Annotated in this window: 19 protein-coding genes and 1 tRNA gene; 13 read left to right on the top strand and 7 right to left on the bottom strand. The window is 69.1% G+C overall.

The window, feature by feature from the left end; all coding sequences use genetic code 11:
* Positions 1 to 199 precede the first annotated feature (199 nt).
* Positions 200 to 1,696, top strand: coding sequence for an MFS transporter (locus ACGFI6_RS04220; RefSeq protein WP_393115159.1), 1,497 nt, complete (start codon positions 200 to 202; stop codon positions 1,694 to 1,696).
* On the top strand, positions 1,693 to 2,280 hold the full coding sequence (locus ACGFI6_RS04215; protein WP_393115158.1) for a TetR family transcriptional regulator: 588 nt from the start codon (positions 1,693 to 1,695) through the stop codon (positions 2,278 to 2,280). Before ACGFI6_RS04220 ends, ACGFI6_RS04215 begins: the two co-directional genes overlap by 4 nt.
* Before the next feature lie 4 nt (positions 2,281 to 2,284).
* Here ACGFI6_RS04215 and ACGFI6_RS04210 read toward each other — a convergent pair whose 3' ends face one another.
* Both ACGFI6_RS04210 and ACGFI6_RS04205 read right to left on the bottom strand, forming a co-directional pair.
* A complete protein-coding gene (locus ACGFI6_RS04210) occupies positions 2,285 to 3,109 on the bottom strand; it encodes a hypothetical protein (RefSeq protein WP_393115157.1) in 825 nt (274 codons plus the stop codon).
* Positions 3,110 to 3,274: 165 nt separating this feature from the next.
* Complete coding sequence (locus ACGFI6_RS04205; protein WP_393115156.1) at positions 3,275 to 4,447, bottom strand: Gfo/Idh/MocA family protein; 1,173 nt, start codon at positions 4,445 to 4,447, stop codon at positions 3,275 to 3,277.
* 146 nt (positions 4,448 to 4,593) lie between these two features.
* Between ACGFI6_RS04205 and ACGFI6_RS04200 the strand changes: the two genes are divergently transcribed.
* Genes ACGFI6_RS04200 through ACGFI6_RS04185 form a run of 4 tightly spaced genes read left to right on the top strand, consistent with a single transcriptional unit; the run spans position 4,594 to position 7,382 of the window.
* Entirely contained in the window at positions 4,594 to 5,457 is an 864-nt protein-coding gene (locus tag ACGFI6_RS04200; protein ID WP_393115155.1) for an SGNH/GDSL hydrolase family protein, read from the top strand.
* Between the two features lie 10 nt (positions 5,458 to 5,467).
* Positions 5,468 to 6,184 carry a ribonuclease PH gene (rph, locus tag ACGFI6_RS04195; protein ID WP_393115153.1) on the top strand — a complete coding sequence of 239 codons (717 nt, stop codon included), beginning with the start codon at positions 5,468 to 5,470 and terminating at the stop codon, positions 6,182 to 6,184.
* The gene (gene rdgB / locus ACGFI6_RS04190) at positions 6,181 to 6,786 is read left to right on the top strand and encodes an RdgB/HAM1 family non-canonical purine NTP pyrophosphatase (RefSeq protein WP_393115152.1); all 606 of its coding nucleotides are present in this window, start codon (positions 6,181 to 6,183) and stop codon (positions 6,784 to 6,786) included. The genes rph and rdgB overlap by 4 nt, the downstream gene beginning before the upstream one ends.
* Before the next feature lie 2 nt (positions 6,787 to 6,788).
* Complete coding sequence (locus ACGFI6_RS04185) at positions 6,789 to 7,382, top strand: hypothetical protein (protein WP_393115151.1); 594 nt, start codon at positions 6,789 to 6,791, stop codon at positions 7,380 to 7,382.
* Here the strand turns inward: ACGFI6_RS04185 and ACGFI6_RS04180 are convergent.
* Together ACGFI6_RS04180 and ACGFI6_RS04175 are read right to left on the bottom strand one after the other, a co-directional pair.
* Positions 7,369 to 7,938: a transcriptional regulator gene (locus tag ACGFI6_RS04180; RefSeq protein WP_393115150.1), complete on the bottom strand. Its 570-nt coding sequence runs from the start codon at positions 7,936 to 7,938 to the stop codon at positions 7,369 to 7,371. The genes ACGFI6_RS04185 and ACGFI6_RS04180 overlap by 14 nt on opposite strands.
* On the bottom strand, positions 7,938 to 8,315 hold the full coding sequence (locus ACGFI6_RS04175) for a hypothetical protein (protein ID WP_393115149.1): 378 nt from the start codon (positions 8,313 to 8,315) through the stop codon (positions 7,938 to 7,940). Before ACGFI6_RS04175 ends, ACGFI6_RS04180 begins: the two co-directional genes overlap by 1 nt.
* A gap of 260 nt (positions 8,316 to 8,575) precedes the next feature.
* Between ACGFI6_RS04175 and ACGFI6_RS04170 the strand changes: the two genes are divergently transcribed.
* Positions 8,576 to 9,574, top strand: a complete 999-nt coding sequence (locus ACGFI6_RS04170; protein ID WP_393115148.1) for a PEP/pyruvate-binding domain-containing protein — start codon at positions 8,576 to 8,578, stop codon at positions 9,572 to 9,574.
* An 87-nt stretch (positions 9,575 to 9,661) separates the two neighbouring features.
* Here the strand turns inward: ACGFI6_RS04170 and ACGFI6_RS04165 are convergent.
* The 3 genes from ACGFI6_RS04165 to bcp all read right to left on the bottom strand — a co-directional run bounded on the left by ACGFI6_RS04165 (position 9,662) and on the right by bcp (position 12,241).
* Positions 9,662 to 9,742: transfer RNA gene (locus ACGFI6_RS04165), tRNA-Leu, on the bottom strand.
* A gap of 56 nt (positions 9,743 to 9,798) precedes the next feature.
* Positions 9,799 to 11,400 (bottom strand): substrate-binding domain-containing protein, encoded by a 1,602-nt coding sequence (locus tag ACGFI6_RS04160; RefSeq protein ID WP_393115147.1) that lies wholly within the window; start codon positions 11,398 to 11,400, stop codon positions 9,799 to 9,801.
* A gap of 373 nt (positions 11,401 to 11,773) precedes the next feature.
* A complete protein-coding gene (gene bcp / locus ACGFI6_RS04155; protein WP_393115146.1) occupies positions 11,774 to 12,241 on the bottom strand; it encodes a thioredoxin-dependent thiol peroxidase in 468 nt (155 codons plus the stop codon).
* A gap of 68 nt (positions 12,242 to 12,309) precedes the next feature.
* Between bcp and ACGFI6_RS04150 the strand changes: the two genes are divergently transcribed.
* The 6 genes from ACGFI6_RS04150 to ACGFI6_RS04125 all read left to right on the top strand — a co-directional run bounded on the left by ACGFI6_RS04150 (position 12,310) and on the right by ACGFI6_RS04125 (position 17,679).
* Entirely contained in the window at positions 12,310 to 13,353 is a 1,044-nt protein-coding gene (locus tag ACGFI6_RS04150; protein ID WP_393115145.1) for a glucose 1-dehydrogenase, read from the top strand.
* Between the two features lie 65 nt (positions 13,354 to 13,418).
* Positions 13,419 to 13,682 (top strand): DUF3618 domain-containing protein, encoded by a 264-nt coding sequence (locus tag ACGFI6_RS04145; RefSeq protein ID WP_393115144.1) that lies wholly within the window; start codon positions 13,419 to 13,421, stop codon positions 13,680 to 13,682.
* Positions 13,683 to 13,723: 41 nt separating this feature from the next.
* Positions 13,724 to 14,017: a co-chaperone GroES gene (locus ACGFI6_RS04140; protein WP_130445451.1), complete on the top strand. Its 294-nt coding sequence runs from the start codon at positions 13,724 to 13,726 to the stop codon at positions 14,015 to 14,017.
* A gap of 24 nt (positions 14,018 to 14,041) precedes the next feature.
* Complete coding sequence (dapC, locus tag ACGFI6_RS04135) at positions 14,042 to 15,142, top strand: succinyldiaminopimelate transaminase (protein ID WP_393115749.1); 1,101 nt, start codon at positions 14,042 to 14,044, stop codon at positions 15,140 to 15,142.
* Between the two features lie 84 nt (positions 15,143 to 15,226).
* Positions 15,227 to 16,381: an amino acid deaminase/aldolase gene (locus ACGFI6_RS04130; protein ID WP_393115143.1), complete on the top strand. Its 1,155-nt coding sequence runs from the start codon at positions 15,227 to 15,229 to the stop codon at positions 16,379 to 16,381.
* A complete protein-coding gene (locus tag ACGFI6_RS04125) occupies positions 16,378 to 17,679 on the top strand; it encodes a D-arabinono-1,4-lactone oxidase (protein ID WP_393115142.1) in 1,302 nt (433 codons plus the stop codon). The genes ACGFI6_RS04130 and ACGFI6_RS04125 overlap by 4 nt, the downstream gene beginning before the upstream one ends.
* Positions 17,680 to 17,682 lie beyond the last annotated feature (3 nt).

Below are 17,682 nucleotides of genomic sequence, written 5' to 3'. Positions count from 1 at the left end.
ACGCAGCCGCGCCGAGATCGCCACGGCCGCCGCCTCCGACGGGCGACTGGCGGGCCGACCTGGAGGCGGTGGCCTCGTGGTACGCGGCCATGTCCTCGAGGAGCTGACCGGATTCGCCGTCGGTCGCGATTGAGGCTGGACAGGGGGTAATTCTGAGATCTACTCTCAAATTAGAGTAGATCTCAGAAAGGTGGCTGTGGTGCTGGATCCGCGGCGGTGGTGGGCGTTGGGGGCGATGTCTCTCAGCCTGATCGTGATCGGGCTGGATCTGACCGTGCTGAACGTCGCGTTGCCGACGCTCGCGACCGAATTGCAGGCATCGACGAGTCAGCTGCAGTGGTTCGCGAACGCGTACACGCTGGTGCTCGCGTCGCTGCTGCTGCCGGCAGGTCTGCTCGGTGACCGGTTCGGGCCGAAGCGGCTGATGCTCGGAGCGCTGGTCGTGTTCGGGCTGGCGTCCGCGGCCTGTGCGTTCGCGCAGTCGCCGGGGCAGTTGATCGCCGCCCGCGCAGCCCTCGGGATCGGATCGGCGTTCCTGATCCCGCTGTCGATGTCGCTGCTGAACCTGCTGTTCGCCCCCGAAGAACGCCAGCGGGCGATGACGATCTGGCTGATGGCGAACTCGATCGGCATCCCGCTCGGCCCGCTGCTCGGCGGCTGGCTGCTCGATCACTACCGCTGGGGCTCGGTGTTCCTGATCAACCTGCCACTAGTTGCCATCGGACTAGTTGCAGTGGCACTACTGATCCCGAACACGCCCGGCCATCGGGCGCGGCGGATCGATGCGCCGGGGATCGTGCTGACCGCTGCCGGGCTGGTTGCGCTGACGTACGGGTTCATCGCTGCGGGGGAGCACGGGTGGGGTTCGGTCTGGGCGCTCGGTGGGATCGCGGCCGGTCTGCTGCTCCTGCTCGCGTTCTGGGCGTGGGCTCGGCGTACGACGGATCCGTTGATCGAGCTGTCGTTGTTCCGGTCGGCCGGCTTCACCTGGGGCACGATCCTCGCCACGTTGGCTTCGTTCGCGCTGGTGGGGTTGCTGTTCGTACTGCCGCAACTGTTCCAGGCCGTGCAGGGCGCGGACGCGTTCCAGGCCGGATTGCGGCTGCTGCCGATCATCGGCGGGATGCTCGTCGGCGCGAAGGTCGCCGAGCGCCTGGTCGCGACGGCCGGCGCGCGGGTCTCGGTGGTCATCGGGTTCGGGCTGATGCTCGCCGGGCTGGCGCTCGGCGCGTTCACCACCGCCGGCGACGACTACAGGTTCACCGCGATCTGGATCAGTCTGGTCGGGGTCAGCATCGGCTTCACGCTGCCGCCGATGAACGGTCTCGCGCTCGCCGCGCTGCCGCTCGATCGCAGCGGTTCCGGATCCGCGCTGATCCAGGCGTCCCGGCAGGTCGGTGGCACGCTCGGTGTCGCCATCCTCGGTACGGTGCTCAACGCGACGTACCGCAACCACCTGGACGTCACCGGCCTGCCGCCTGCGGCCGCGCACGCTGCCCGTGACAGTGCGGCCGCCGCGATCGCGATCGGTTCGCCGGGGCTCACCCGCTCGGCGCGCGCGGCGTTCGTGGACGGGATGGACGTGACGCTGTGGGTGTGCAGCGGCCTCGCGGTCGCGTCGATCGTCCTGGCGGTGACTTTCCTGCCACGCCGTACGGCCGCGATCGCACCGGAACCCGTCACAATCAAGGCATGAGCGGTTTGCGCGAGCGGAAGAAGGCGAAGACCAGGGCTGCGATCCAGGAGCATGCGCTGCGGCTGTTCCGCGAGCAGGGGTACGCCGAGACGACGGTGCAGGAGATCGCCGCGGCGGCCGAGGTGTCACCGGCCACCTTCTTCCGGTACTTCGCGACCAAGGAGGACACCATCGTCCTCGACCGGCTGGACCCGCTGATGATCGACCTGTTCCGCGGCCAGCCGCCCGAACTGAACCCGACCGAGGCGTTGCGGGCCGCGATCCGGCAGAGCCTCGGCGAACTCTCCGACGACGAGTGGGCGCTGGAGTCCGAACGCCAGAAGCTCGTGATGAACGCCCCCGAGCTCCGCGTCCGGATGCTCGACCAGCTGTACGAAGGCATCAACCTGCTGGCCGTCCTGGCCGCCGAACGCACCGGCCGCTCCGCCGACGACTTCGCGGTCCGGGCCTGGGCCGGCGGCGTCGTCGGTGTCGTGATGGCGACGTACCAGTTGCTGGCGATCGACGCCCCGCTCCCGGAGTACCTGGCGACCATGGACAAGGCCCTCGACCAGCTCTCGAACGGCCTTTCCCTCGAGCCGTAGTCGGTCAGGCCACGTTCTCGCTGACGGCTTCCAGTGCGGTGTCGCCTGGTTGCAGGCCGAACGCGTCGGCCGCGGAGGCGCCGCGGATCACCAGTTCGGTGAAGCCGTTGCCGGAGCTTCCTGGGACGATGCCCGGCGCGTTCCGGGGTACGGCGGTCAGGTGCGGGTAGCACGTCACGTCGACGATCGTCGTACTGCCGTCATCGTTGCGCTGGGCAACCGGCAGGGTCTTGCCGAAAGTGAGGTTGAGGCGCCGGTCCAGCTTGCAGTTGCCGAAGTTGTCCACGACGGTCACCACCGGCTCGCCGTCCCGGACCTGTGGCACAGTGGTCTCGACAGCAGGCACGGGACGACCATCGGCGACCCACTTGGCCAGCAACGGCAGGTACCAGAGGCTGCGGAACTGCGTGTCTGCGATCTTCTCGACGTCCGCAGTGTCGAACCCGGCCGCAGTCACCGCTGTGCGGATGTCGGTGACCTGGACGTGGTCGATGCCGAGTTCACGCCGTACGAGCGAAAGCACGCGAGCGTTGAAGGTGCTCGCGACGAGATGCTTGCCGTACCAGAAGAAGCAGAACGGGACGCCGTTCGGCCAGATGCCGTCGCGGGGCGCGATGTTGAGCAGCGTGATGGTCGGGTGGCCGTCCTCGCCCAGCAGGTCGAGTGATTGCAGGCAGTCGAGCAGGGTGAGCGCGGCGAACGACTCCGGATCCGGCCCGTCGGCGGCGACGATCGTCGGCACCTGGCCGAACAGGGCGCCGATCCGGGTACTGAGCCGGGCGCGCGCGTTGCCGTCGAAACAGTCGGTGACGTAGGTGATCGGGTACATCGGTGTGGCTCCTGGTGGTTGCAGCGATCAGAAAATGAAAGGGGCCCCCGACATCGGGGGCCCCTCGCTGCAAGCACACGTGCCTACGCCGCTGAAGTCCTCCCGCATCGAGGGCTCAGCATTCGCATTGCGGCGTACCAGGTCACGGTCATGAGCGTAGCACTCTCAACGTGCCTGGCCGTTGTCGAAGTAGGTGACCAGGGTGGGGTCCAGTGCGGGTACGTCCTGCGGTACGCCGTCGGCGCGCAGGGACTGCGTCGCGGCGTAGCCGGCGGCGACCGCGGCGCGGGCCGCGACCGGGGAGGTCAGCGTCGCGCCGCCGTCCCGGACGAAGTTCACGAACTCCGCGACCAGGTGCGGGTCGGCGCCGCCGTGGTTCTCGGAGTCGCCCTCGATCTCGACGACCTGGTCGGCGTCCTCGCGGTACCCGGAGCGCTTGCTGTTCCACACCTTCACCACGCCGCCCGGGCCGTCACCGAAGTTCTCCAGGCGGCCGTGGGTGCCGATCACCGTGTAGTTGCGCCAGTAGTCCGGCGTGTAGTGGCACTGCTCGTAGGTGAGGAAGACGCCGTTGTCGAGCCGCAGGTTCGCCATCGAGATGTCCTCGACGTCCATCACCGGCGCCAGGCCCTTCTGCTCCAGCGGAGGCCAGTTGTCGCTGGACACGAACTCCCTGAAGCGCTGCCCGGAGCGGTCCTGCCGGTCGGTGATGCCGCCGTACAGCGTGAGCGCGCCCATCGCGTTCACCCGGGTCGTGTAGCCGCCGGCCAGCCAGTGCATCACGTCGATGTCGTGGGCGCCCTTCTGCAGCAGCAGTCCGGTGGTACGGCTGCGGTCCGCGTGCCAGTCCTTGAAGTAGAAGTCGCCGCCGTGGCCGACGAAGTGCCGGCACCAGATCGCCTTCACGTCGCCGATCGCGCCGTCCTGGATCAGCTTGCGCATCGTCAGTACGACGGGCATGTGGCGCATGTTGTGGCCGACGTACAGCCGCGCGCCGGAGTCGTACGCGGCCTGCAGGACCCGGTCGCAGCCCTCGGTCGTGATCGCCAGCGGCTTCTCCACGAAGACGTTCACGCCGGCCTTCAGGAAGTCGATGGCCGGGCCCTCGTGCAGGTCGTCGGGCGTGGTCAGGAACACCCCGTCGAGCTTCTGGCCGAGCAACTCGGTGTGGTCGGCGTACGCGGTCGCGTCCGGATACAGCTCGAGGGCTGCGTCACGCTGCGGTGCGGACGGATCGGCCAGGGCCACGACCTCGGAGCCCTCGCCGGGACGATGCGCGTACTGCGCGATGCGGCTGCGGGCGCCGAGGCCCACCACGCCAAACCGAAGATCACTCATACCAGGCAACTCCTGCACGTAGTTGTTTGTAATAGCCTAACTCCGAGCAATTCTGGCAAGCAATCACCGATCCTCCCTGTGGAGTTGGGCTGCCCGTCACCCGCCGCACATCGGGGTATCGCTCCGTGCCGTCACCATGGCGGAATGTGAGCCTCCACTACGTGGCACTGGGGGACTCGACCACCGTAGGGGTCGGGGACCCGCTGAACGGCAGCAGTACGACCGATCTGTCCGGTGCCGGTGCGCGCCCGGGCGAGGGGTGGCGGGGCTGGGCCTCGCTGCTCGCCGACTCCCTGGCCAGCTCCCACCGTGTGACGTTCTCCAACTTCGCGACCAGCGGCGCCACCGTGCCGGTCGTCGCGACCGACCAACTGCCCGCCACCGGCGATGATCCGATCGACATCGCCTCACTGATCGTCGGCGTCAACGACACGCTGCGGTCCACGTTCGACGCCGGCCGGATCCGCGAGCACCTCCAGCAGTGCGCGGAGCAGCTGACCGCGCGCGGCGCGTTGCTGCTGACCGTACGGTTCCACGACCACGGCAAGGTGTTCGGCCTGCCGCGCTGGCTGCGGCGGCCGCTGTGGCAGCGGATCGAGCAGGTGAACCTCGCGTTCGACGACCTGCACGCGCGGTACGGCGGGATCCGGCTGGACATGGCCGACTATCCCGAGGTGTACCGGCGGGACTTCTGGAGCGTCGACCGGCTGCATCCGGGGGAGCGCGGGCATCGCACGCTGGCCCGCGCGTTCGCGGACGAGTTGGCGGTGCGCGGGCTGCGGATCGACGTACGGCCGGAGGTGGACTGCTCGTACCGCCCGCCGAGCCGCTGGTCGGATGCCGTCTGGCTGGTCAAGGAGGGCGTGCCGTGGGTCGGCCGCCGGGCGAACGACCTGCTGCCGTGGGCGGCCCGGATGGCGGTCACGCAACTCCGGCCGATGCGGTCCGCGCCGGGGCCGCTCACCCTGCCGCCGTCGACGCATTCGGAGGTGCGGCGCATCGAGGCATAGGGTTTGAGTCATGGCCCGTATCGATGGACGTAATGCTGACCAGCTCCGACCGGTGAAGGTGACCCGGAACTGGCTCGACCACGCCGAGGGCTCGGTGCTGGTCGAGTTCGGGCGGACCCGGGTGCTGTGTGCGGCGAGTGTGACCGAGGGCGTGCCGCGCTGGCGCAAGGGCTCCGGCCTCGGCTGGGTCAGCGCGGAGTACTCGATGCTGCCGCGGGCCACCAACACCCGCTCGGACCGCGAGTCCGTGAAGGGCAAGATCGGTGGTCGCACCCACGAGATTTCCCGGCTGATCGGGCGTTCGCTGCGGGCCGTCATCGACTACAAGGCGCTCGGTGAGAACACGATCCTGCTGGACTGCGACGTACTGCAGGCCGACGGCGGTACGCGGACCGCGGCGATCACCGGCGCGTACGTCGCGCTCGCCGACGCGGTGTCCTGGCTGCGCGAGCGGAAGCTGCTGAAGAGCGAGCCGCTCGTCGGGTCGGTGTCCGCGGTCTCGGTCGGGATCATCGACGGGGCGCCGATGCTGGACCTCTGCTACGAGGAGGACGTCCGCGCGGAGACCGACATGAACCTGGTGATCACCGGCGACGGCAAGTTCATCGAGGTGCAAGGGACCGCCGAGGGCGCGCCGTTCGACCGCTCCGAGCTGGACAGCCTGCTCGAGCTCGGCCTGGCCGGCTGCGCAGACCTCGCAAAGCTCCAGCAGGAGGCGCTGGCGTGACGAAGGTCTTGCTTGCCTCGAACAACAAGAAGAAGCTCGAGGAGCTGCGGCGGATCCTGACGCCGATCGTGCCCGGTATCGAGGTGCTCGGGCTCGGCGACGTACCGGCGTACGACGAACCGGCCGAGACCGAGCCGACCTTCGAGGGGAACGCGTTGCTGAAGGCGCACGCCGCGCTGAAGGCGACCGGCCTGCCGGCGATCGCCGACGACAGCGGGATCTGCGTCGACGCGCTGAACGGGATGCCTGGCGTGCTTTCGGCGCGCTGGTCGGGCCCGTTGAAGGACAACCACGCGAACAACGTGTTGCTGCTCGGTCAGCTGGAGGACGTACCGGACGAGCGGCGCGGGGCGTCGTTCGTCGCGGCGGTCGCGTTCGTCCAGCCGGACGGCCCAGAAGAGATCGTGCTCGGTGAGATGCGTGGGTCGGTCATCCGGGAGCTGCGTGGGACCGGCGGCTTCGGGTACGACGTACTGTTCCAGGCCGAGGGCTACGACCGGACGACGGCCGAGCTGACGGTCGACGAGAAGGACGCGATCAGCCACCGGGGCAAGGCACTGCGCACGCTGGCCCCGATCGTCGCCAAGGCATTGGGGAGATAGTCATGTTGTTCGCGGGGTCCGACAAGGACGGGGTCGAGAGCGGGCGGATCACCGTGGCGTACCGGCGGTGGGCCGAGCCGCGGGTGGTCGAGGGCCGGATCTACCGGACGAACGCGGGCCGGATCGAGATCGACAGCATCCGCGAGGTGAATCCGGAGCTGATCGCGGACACCGATGCGGATCTCGCGCTCGCCGACCGGCAGAACGCGCGCGACGTCCGGCGCCGGCTGCGGGGCGACGACGCCCAGCCGACCTTCCTGATCCGGTTCCATCTGGTCGCGGGGCCGGATCCGCGCGAGGAGCTGGCGGCTCGTACGTCCTTGAGTGCCGATGAACTGGCTGAGCTGCAGGAGCGCTTGGCCCGGTTCGACGCCATGAGCCAGCACGGGCCCTGGACGGTGCAGACCCTCGAGCTGATCGAGACCACGCCTGCTGTCCGGGCCGGTGACCTGGCTGCGTCTCTTGGACGGCAGACCGCGCCTTTCAAGCTCGACGTACGGAAGCTGAAAAACCTTGGTCTGACCTACAGCCTCGAGGTCGGCTATCGGATCACGCCGCGCGGTGCGGCGTACCTGGATGCGACTAGGAGCGCTTGAGTCCGAGCGTGGCGATCAGGTCCTCGTGGAGCTCGAACCAGACCCGGTGACACGAGTCGACGTCGCTGCGGTCGACCCATCCTTGCCCGAGAGCATGTGAGAACCGCGCGTCATAGCCCTTGAAGCGGGGGCGCGTCAGCCTGGCGTTGAGCGGGCCGAGGGCGCGGGCGAGCGCTCCCAGTTCGTGCAGTACGCCCGCGTCCCAGTCGGGGTCCGAGTGATCGTTCGCGGCGAGCGGATCGGTGCTCGTCGGCTTGAGCTGCCAGTCGGTGCAGGCCTGCTGCAGCAGGGCGTTCAGCGGCAGGAACTCGTCGTACACCTCCTGAATCGCTGTCGTGTCGCCCTCGCTGTGGAGGAGGCGTTCGTCCTCCGTACGGCCGTCTTCGGTGAGCGACCAGCCTGACGTACCGGCGAAGCTGCTGTATGTCACCCACCCGCGCACCTTGGCGTCCTCCAGCGCCGCTCGCGTCTCGTCGACGCCCAAGTTGAAGCGTCCGGCAACTGCGGGAGTGTCCGCGAATCCGAGCAACCGGACCGCATGCAGTACGAGCAGCATCAGGACGCCCCGTCCTGTCGCGCGGCGAGCCGGTTGAACCGCTGCTGACACGCCTGCGGGGAACTGAACCCCATCGCGTCCGCCATGTCGGCCCACGTCAGCCCGGAACTCCTTGCCAGGAACAACAATCCCGCCTCGACCTCGTCCACCTCGGCACGCGCCGCCGGCAACAGCGCGAGTGCTGCGAGCAGATCGTCGTCGGTCAGGTCCTCTGACCGCCAGGCCGCGAACTGCGTGAAATCCACGGCAGACAAGGGAATCGGCGCCGGCCGCCAGGGGCGCGCGGGCACCTCCTTCGCCCCTCTCGCCAGGAGCAGCTCCCGCGCCGCGCGTTGCCGCTCGGCCTGCCGCTGATCCGCGTCGTGGTTGCGTCGCATGCGCCAACAGTGGATCATCAACGAAACGTTGTCAACGTTCCGTTGATAGAGAGGCGCTCATGCTGATCCCGCTGCCGGCAGCCACCGCCGCCACCTGCGGCGCCAAAGCCGCCAACCTCGCCGCCCTGACCCACGCCGGCCTCCCGGTCCCCGAGGCCCTGGTCATCCCCTTCGGCGCCCCCACCCCACGACGCGGTAGGCACGAAGATATTGATGTTCGGGGAATCCAGTCTTGGCTGGCTAGTGTGGGGAATCCGCCGGTGGCGGTTCGGTCGTCGGCGTCGAACGAGGACACTGCGGCGGCGTCGGGGGCGGGGCAGCACGACAGCTTCCTCGGCGTACAAGGGATCGACGCGGTGCTCGACGCCGTACGGGCCTGCCGGGAGTCCCTCTGGTCCGCCCGTGCAACGTCCTACCGCGGTGACGTCCCCACCCCGCAGATGGCCGTGATCATCCAGTGCCATATAGACGCCGACGTCTCGGGCGTCATGTTCACCGAGCTCAACGGCCCAACCCTGATCGAGTCCTCGTGGGGCCTGGGTCCAACCGTCGTCGAAGGGCGAATCACCCCCGACCAGTACGAAGTCACCACCACCGTGACCCGCACGATCGCCGACAAACCCACCGCCCTGCACCGCGCCGGCGCCCACCTCGAGACCTGCGCAGTCCCCGAAGCCCAACGCCGTACGCCAACCCTCACCGACGCCACCGCCCAACGCCTGGCAACCCTCGGCCATCGCGCCGCCGCCGTCTTCGAATCACCCCAAGACATCGAATGGGCCATCGCCGACGACACCATCTGGCTCCTGCAGGCCCGCCCCATCACCGCCCACCTCCCAACCAACCCGCGCGGTCACGAGCCAACCGGCGCGCCGGCCCACGCGCCGACCAGCCCCGCATACGCGGGCCCCACCGGCCCTTCGACTGCGGCAGCCTCGAGAGCTGTTCTTCTTACTGGCATCCCCGGCAGTCACGGGACCGCCACCGGTCCCGCTCGCATCGTCCGCGGTCCCGCCGACTTCGCGTACGTCCGCCCCGGCGACATCCTGGTCTGCCCCCACACCGACCCCGCGTGGACCCCACTCCTGTCCATCGCCGCCGGCGTCATCACCGAGTCCGGCGGCCTCCTGTCCCACGCCGCCATAGTCGCCCGAGAACAAGGCATCCCCGCCGTCCTCGCCGTCCCCGAGGCCACGACTCAACTCACCGACAACACCCCAACAACCATCAACGGCTCCAAGGGCACCGTAAACACGTGAAAAGACTGGGGTTGGGGAGGATCCTGTCCCGAATCGGGCAGCAGATCCTCCCCAGCCTCGCGTTGCAGCGCGCGACGCGCGAAGTTGTGCCAGAGGCGGGAGTTGAACCCGCACGCCCGGGGGCGCCGGCACCTAAAGCCGGTGTGTCTGCCGTTCCACCACTCTGGCCGAGGAGACGTTGCCTCCCCTAGGTCTACATCCTAGGGGAGGGCGGGAATTCGGCGTCAGCGGCTTTGGAGGGCGTCGATGAAGACGCTCTTCAGGTCGTCGGGGTTCTTGGCGACGTAGGCCTGGCCGCCGGTGGCCTGGGCGATGGCGCTGAGCTCGTCGATGTTCGCCTCCGGGCCCATGCCGAGGGCGATGATGCGGACCGGACGGGCCGGGTCCTGCTGGGCCTTCAGCTTCTGGACGGCCTGGGCCAGGGTCGGGCTGCCAGGGTCGTCGTTCTTGCCGTCGGTGAACAGCAGGATCGTGTTCACGGCGTTCGACTTGTACTGCTGACGTACGGAGGTCATCGCGGCGATCGCGGTGTCGTACAGCCCGGTGCCGCCGCCCGGGATCGGGTGCTGGGCGCTCAGTTGGCCGATGATCTTGGCGCGCTGGTTCTTCGACAGCGGCGCGATCGGGACCAGTGGCACGTAGTCGGCGCTGTCCTTGCCGATCTTCGTCGAGAACGTCCAGAGGCCGAGCTCGGCGGTGTCCGGGAACAGGCTGAGGCCGCCCGCTGCCGCCTCGACGGTGAGCTGCCAGCGGGTCTTCTTGCCGACCGCCTCCGCCATCGACCCGGAGACGTCGATGACCGCGAGCGAGTGGGCGGACAGCGAGAGCCGGGTCCAGTTCTGTAGCGCGGTGTTGATCGCCTCGCTGGTCGGCTTGGTCAGCTGGGTGATGTCGCCCACGCCGCGGCCGCCGCTCAGCGGAGTGAGCGTGCTGTCGCGGAAGCCGGCGTCGTCGCGGGCCTGTGCGGAGCTGTCGGTGAGCAGCTCGCTGGCCAGCGCCTGGGCGGCGTCGTTCGCCTGCTCGGTGTCGGACTTCGCGGTGACCACGATCGGGTAGTCGAGCATCAGCGTGCCGCTGGCCGGCTGGACCGCCGTCAGCTGCGCGTCCGGGTGCTCTTCCTGGTACTTGACGAAGCTCTGCTCGGAGGCAGGTACGACGGTCTTGCTGCCGGCCTCGTCGGCGCGGCCGAAGAGTGCGTTCACGTCGTTGTACGGCTTGGCCATCGACCCGAGTTTCTGGGCGAGCTGTACGACGACCGCCGACACCTGACTGTCCGACGCGGACGTCTTCTGCCGTTCCATCTGGATGGCGAGCAGCGTGAGCGCCCCGGGGGACGTGTTCAGCGGGTCGAGCAAGGCAGGCTCGGACGCGCCCAGCAGCCGGAGCCACGTGGAGGTGTCACCGAAGTTCGTGTTCCGGCCCACCAGGACCAGTGGAGAGGTGGCGATCGAGGGGACCGCGACGTTCGGCACGGTCTCACCGTCGTCCGCCTGGGCGACCCAGAGCGAGGAGTCCGGCACCCAGAGGTCGGGCCGGGTGTCGCTGCCGTGCGCGACGTCCCGGGCGACCTGCGCCGACTGCGCCGCGCTGATGGTGACCTGGTAGCAGGCGTTGCCGTCCTTGCCGCCCTTGGCGGCCAGAGACTTGGCGGCCGCCTCGAGCGGTGCTTGCATCTCGGGCGTGGTGGCCAGCCGGACCTGGGTCGGGTCGGAGCAGGCCTTCCCGCCGCCGAGGAACCCGTCGGCGCCCGACTCGGATCCGAAGGAACGGACCACAAAGACCGCGCCTAGCGTGAGCACCAAAATCCCGACAGCGGTGAGATACACCGTGCGACGGTTGTTGTTGCTGCTACCGCGCGTCACCGCAGAGGAATGTTTTCCCATCGCGGCACGTCCCTCCCTCCCAGAGAGCTGACTGCGCGCGCAGATTACCCGGTTTCTGCACGTCGCGGCGAAGGCCGGGGACGGTCGTGACACACCCGTCGCTGAACCGGAACCCGCTGCTGAGTACGGCTCTTTCACAAGAACCCTGAAAAACTCACCGTCCGTGCCGGTAACACTGCGGTCCGCTGAGATCCCGGTGTGACCCAAATCACAGCGGGAGTTTGCTCAAGCGACCGTTCCATGGACCAGGTCCGTGAAACGGTCGGAGGTTCCCACCGAAGTACGTCCTGACAAGGTTGTCTTCTTACCTCCGGTGTCAGAGACCGAGGTCGCGGCGCAGCTTGGCGACGTGCCCGGTGGCCTTCACGTTGTACTGCGCGACCGCGACCTTTCCGTTGGCGTCGACGACGAACGTGGACCGGATCACGCCGGTCACCTTCTTCCCGTACATCGTCTTCTCCCCGAAGGCGCCGTACGCCGTCAGTACTTCCTTGTCCGGGTCGCTGAGCAGCGGGAACGTCACGCCGTCGCGCTCCCGGAACTTCGCCAGCTTGGCCGGCTTGTCCGGCGAGATGCCGAGGACGGCGTACCCGGCGGCCTGCAGCGAGTCGAGCGAGTCGCGGAAGTCGCATGCCTGCTTCGTGCAGCCCGGCGTCATCGCGGCCGGGTAGAAATAGACGATCACGTTCTTGCCGCGCAGATCCGCGAGCGCCACGTCGTTGCCGTCGGCATCGGGCAGGGTGAAGTCGGGTGCGGTGTCGCCGACGGACAGACGATCGGACATCAGGTCCTCCACGGGTAGGTCTACGGGTCGCCATCGTACGTGCGCGACGCGCTGGTTAGCCTGACCCGATGCGGGCTATGACGGTCAGGCCGGGCAAGGGCAACTCGGCGGCAGTGGGCGATGTCCCCCAGCCTCCGGTCGCCGACGGTTCCATCCTCGTCGAGGGCCTGCTGACGGGCATCTGCGGGACGGACATCGAGCTGGTCTCGGGAGCGTTCGGCAGCGGCCGCCCTGGTGCGGACACGCTCGTCATCGGGCACGAGTCGCTCGGACGCGTACTGGAGGCACCTGGGAGCTCAGGCTTCGCGGCCGGGGACCTGGTGGCCGGCGTGGTGCGTCGGCCTGACCCGGTGCCCTGTCCGGCGTGTGCACGTGGCGAGTGGGACTTCTGCCGCAACGGGCAGTACACAGAGCGCGGTATCAAGGACATGGACGGGTACGGCGCTGAGCACTGGCGGGTCGACCCGTACTTCGCCGTACCGGTGCCTGCTGCGTTCGGACACCTCGGCGTACTGGTAGAGCCCACCAGCATCCTCACCAAGGCGTGGGAGCAGATCGACCGCGTCGGAGCCCGGTCCTGGTACGCGCCCCAACATGTACTGGTGACGGGTGCCGGTCCGATCGGCCTGCTGGCCGCACTGATCGCTCGGCAGCGCGGGTACGACGTACATGTCCTGGACCTCGTCGACGACGGGCCGAAGCCGGAGCTGGTACGGGCGCTCGGCGGGACGTTCCTGACCGACCTGAGTCGGCTGGAGGTCGTACCGGACGTGGTGATCGAGGCAACCGGTGTCGGGCAGTTGGTGTACGACTGTGCGTCCCTCCTGCCGCCGGCCGGTGTCATGTGCCTCGCCGGCATCCACCCCGGTCCGGCGACCGTCGACGTACAGCTGGATGCGCTGGTACGGCAGTTGGTGGTGCGCAACGCCGCGCTCGTCGGAACGGTGAACGCGGGTAAACGGCACTACGCAGACGCCGTCGACGTACTGATGGCCGCGGCTCGGCCGTGGCTGGAGCGGCTCGTGACGCGGACCGTACCGCTGTCGACGTGGCCGGATGCGTTGGTCCGGGAACCAGATGACATCAAGGTGGTCGTGGACTTGCAGGGCTGACCTGCGAGGATGATGTGACCAGGGGCAGCTCGGGACCTGCCCCGCCGACGGAAGGGAGCCGACACGTGTCGGACACGAAGGCTCGGACCGCCGAGCAGATCGAGGCGGACATCGCCGCCGCCCGGGTACGGCTCGCCTCCACCGTGGACGAGCTGGTCGACCGGGCGAACCCGAAGAACGTGGCCCTGCGGCAGGTCGAGCAGGCCAAGTCCCAGGTCTTCGACGCCGAGGGCCAGTTGCGGACCCAGAAGATCGTCGCGGTCGCCGGTGCGGTCGTCGGCGTGGTCGGCGTACTGCTGGTGATCCGCAAACTGGTGGGTCGCCGGTGACCTCACGCAAGCGGCTCTCCGACGACAAGCTGCCGATCCGGATGCTGCACGACCGCGTCCTGGTCTCCCTCGAGCAGGAGGGCGAGCGCAAGTCGTCGGCGGGCATCCTGATCCCGGCCACCGCGCAGATGGGCCGTCGGCTGGCCTGGGCGAAGGTGGTCGCGGTCGGCGCGAACGTGCGCACCGTCGAGGTCGACGATCGGGTGCTGTTCGACCCGGAGGACCGGGCCGAGGTGGAGGTCCGCGGCGACGACTACATCCTGCTGCGCGAGCGCGACCTGCACGCGGTCGCCGCCGGCCGTCTCGAAGACGGACAGACCGGCCTCTATCTCTGAGCGGTCTGGGAGAATGGCCGGGTGATCTTCGAGACCTCCAGCCGGTTGCCCGATTTCCCCTGGGACAAGCTCGCCCCGTACAAGCAGAAGGCGGCCGGGCATCCCGACGGCATCGTCGACCTGTCCGTGGGCAGCCCGGTCGACCCGGTGCCGGAGCTGGTGAAGCAGGCCCTGGCCGCCGCATCGAACGCCCCGGAATACCCGACCACCATTGGTACGTCGGCGGCCCGGCAGGCGGCTGTGGACTGGCTGGCGCGACGGCTGAGCGTGACCGGTGTCGACCCGGAGAGCGGCGTACTGCCCGTGATCGGCACCAAGGAACTGATCATGATGCTGCCGACGCTGCTCGGTATCGGCGCCGGCGACACAGTCCTCATCCCGGATCTCGCGTACCCGACGTACGAGGCCGGCGCGGCGCTGGCGCGTGCGACCAGCGTGCCGGTCGCGGATCCTGCGGCGTACGACGGGCCAGTACGGGTCGCGTACCTGAATTCGCCGCGCAACCCGTCCGGTGAGATCACCCCGGCGGCCGACCTGCGGCGTGCGGTCGAGTGGGCGCGCGCCAACGACGTACTGCTGGTCAGCGACGAGTGCTACACCGAGTTCGGCTGGGACGAGAAGCCGGTGTCCGTGCTGCACCCGGAGGTGTCCGGGGGGAGCTTCGACAACCTGCTCGCGGTGCACTCGCTGTCCAAGCGGTCCAACCTGGCCGGGTACCGCGGTGGTTTCGTTGCCGGCGATCCGACGGTCGTGGCCGAGCTGCTCGCCGTACGCAAGCACGCCGGTCTGATGGTGCCGTCCCCGATCCAGGCCGCGATGGCTGCCGCGTTCGCCGACGACGTGCACGTGGAGGAGCAGCGGGCGCGCTACCTGCGCCGCCGCGCGGTGCTGCGGGACGCGCTGACCGACGGCGGCTGGGAGATCACCCTGTCGAACGGCGGGCTGTACCTGTGGGCCTCACACCCGTCGTATGACGCGTACGGTTCCGTCGGCGCGCTGGCCGACCTGGGCATCCTGGTCGCACCCGGAGCGTTCTACGGGACTGCCGGCGAGCGGCACGTGCGCGTGGCACTCACCGGGACCGACGAGCGCATTGATGCCGCAGTGAAGCGCCTGCAGGGGTAGCAGCCGGTCCGCACTCGTCTGCTCCCTGTCTGCTCGGGCAGAAGTTGTATTACCTTTCAGTATTTCGTGACTTACACTCCGGTTATGGGTGACTTCGACCGGTATGCCCGCCTGACCGCGCGGCTCGACGCGCCGTACGCGGTGATCGACCTGGCCGCGTTCCGGCGGAACGCGGACGACCTGCTCCGGCGCGCCGCCGGGACGCCGATCCGGATCGCTTCCAAGTCCGTACGCTGCCGCCCGCTGCTCGCGGCCGCGCTGGAACGGCCCGGGTTCCACGGCGTGATGAGCTACGCGTTGCCGGAGGCGCTCTGGCTGGCGCGGAACGGCGTCGACGACATCCTGCTCGGGTACCCGACCACGCACCGGTCCGCGCTCCGCGAGCTCTCGGAGGATCCCGAGGCGGCGTCCCGGATCACGCTGATGATCGACTCGCCGGAGCACCTGGGCTACTTGCGGGCGAACGCGACCGGCAGCGCGCGGATCCAGGTCTGTCTCGACGTCGACGCCTCGCTCCGGATCCTCGGGCAGCACCTCGGCGTCCGGCGTTCTCCGCTGCGGACCCCGGGCGAGGTCGCGACGCTGGCGCGGACCGTGGCCGCCGACGACGCGTTCGAGCTGATCGGCGTGATGTTCTACGAAGCGCAGATCGCCGGGCTGCCGGACACGTCGCCCGCCGTCCGCTGGGTGAAGCGTCGTTCGGCCGCCGAGCTCGCCGATCGGCGCGGTGCCGTCGTCGACGCGGTCAAGCAGGTCGCGCCGCTGCGGATCGTGAACAGCGGCGGCACCGGCAGCCTCGAGATCAGCAGCGCGGACCCGGTCGTCACCGAGGTCACCGCCGGCTCCGGTCTGTACGGCCCGACGCTGTTCGACAAGTACGACGTCTTCCAGCCCGAGCCCGCGATGGCGTACGCCCTCGACGTCGTCCGGCGTCCGGCGCCGCGGATCGCCACGCTGTTCGGCGGCGGGTACGTCGCGTCCGGACCGGCGAAGAAGTCGCGGCTGCCGCAGCCTGCCATGCCCTCCGGCCTGAAGCTGCTGGGCACGGAAGGCGCCGGCGAGGTGCAGACTCCGGTCCAGGGGCCGGAGGCCGATCGGCTGCGGATCGGGGACCGCGTCTGGATGCGGTACGCGAAGGCGGGCGAGCTGCTGGAACGGTTCGACGTCCTGCACGCCATCGACGGCGAGGACGTCAGCGAGCTCCGGACGTACCGCGGGGAAGGGATGAACTTCGGATGAGCACCTGGCGGAACTGGTCCGGTACCGAGTCGGCGAGCGGCCTGGAGTCCGTGCGCCCCGGCTCGGTCGACGAGCTCGCGGCCGCGGTGAAGTCCGCGGCCGAGCAGGGCAAGAAGCTCAAGGCGATCGGCTCCGGCCACTCGTTCACCGGTTGCTCGGTGCCACAAGAGGTGATGGTGCACCTCGACGGCCTGGCGTCGATCATCCATGCGGATCGCGAGTCCGGCCGCGTGACGGTCGGCGCCGGCACCGGGCTGCGGAAGCTCAACCAGGGCCTCGCGGCGTTCGACCTCGCGATGGCGAACCTCGGGGACATCGACAAGCAGACCGTCGCCGGCGCGATCTCCACCGGGACGCACGGGACCGGCGCGCGGCTCGGCGGTCTGGCCACCCAGGTCGTCGGGCTCGACCTGGTCACCGCGGACGGTTCGGTACTGCACTGCTCCGCCGAGGAGAATCCGGACGTCTTCGCGGCGGCCCGCGTCTCGGTCGGTGCGCTCGGCGTGATCAGTGCGCTCACCCTGCAGTGCGTACCGGCGTTCCTGCTGCGTGCGCAGGAGATGCCGCTGCCGTTGGGCGAGGTCCTGGACGGGTTCGATGAGCTTGCCGAGGGCAACGATCACTTCGAGTTCTACTGGTTCCCGCATACCGACGTCGCGCTCACCAAGCGGAACAACCGGGTCGGCGCCGGGGTCGGCGCGGCACCCGTCAGCCGGGTCCGTGGGTGGATCGACGACGAACTGCTGTCCAACAAGGTGTTCGAGCTGACCAACCGGCTCGCGGTACGGCAGCCCGGCCTGGTGCCGCGGATCAACCAGCTCGCCTCCCGCGCACTGTCGGCGCGCGAGTACGTCGACGCCTCGCACCGGGTGTTCTGTTCCGAGCGGAATGTGATCTTCCGCGAATCGGAGTACGCCGTGCCGCGGGAGCACGTGGTGGACGTGATCCGCCGGCTGCGGGGGTGGATCGACGCGTCGGGCTCGCGGATCCCGTTCCCGATCGAGGTCCGGGTGGCGGCGGCCGACGACATCTGGCTGTCCACTGCCTCCGGCCGCGAGACGGCGTACGTGGCCATCCACCAGTACCACCGGCTGCCGCACGAGCCGTACTTCCGGGCGTTCGAGAAGATCGTGGCCGACTACGACGGCCGGCCGCACTGGGGCAAGCTGCACACGTTGACCGCGACCGACCTGCGGTCGCGGTACCCGCGCTTCGACGACTTCCTCGCGGTCCGTGACCGGCTGGACCCGCAACGCGCCTTCGAGAACCCCTACACCCGCCAGGTCTTCGGCAGTTAGCCT

The sequence above is a fragment of the Kribbella sp. NPDC048928 genome, assembly GCF_043197975.1.
Lineage (GTDB): Bacteria > Actinomycetota > Actinomycetes > Propionibacteriales > Kribbellaceae > Kribbella.
The sequence above is the reverse complement of the archived record's forward strand: the minus strand, read 5'-3'. Positions and strand labels throughout refer to the sequence as shown.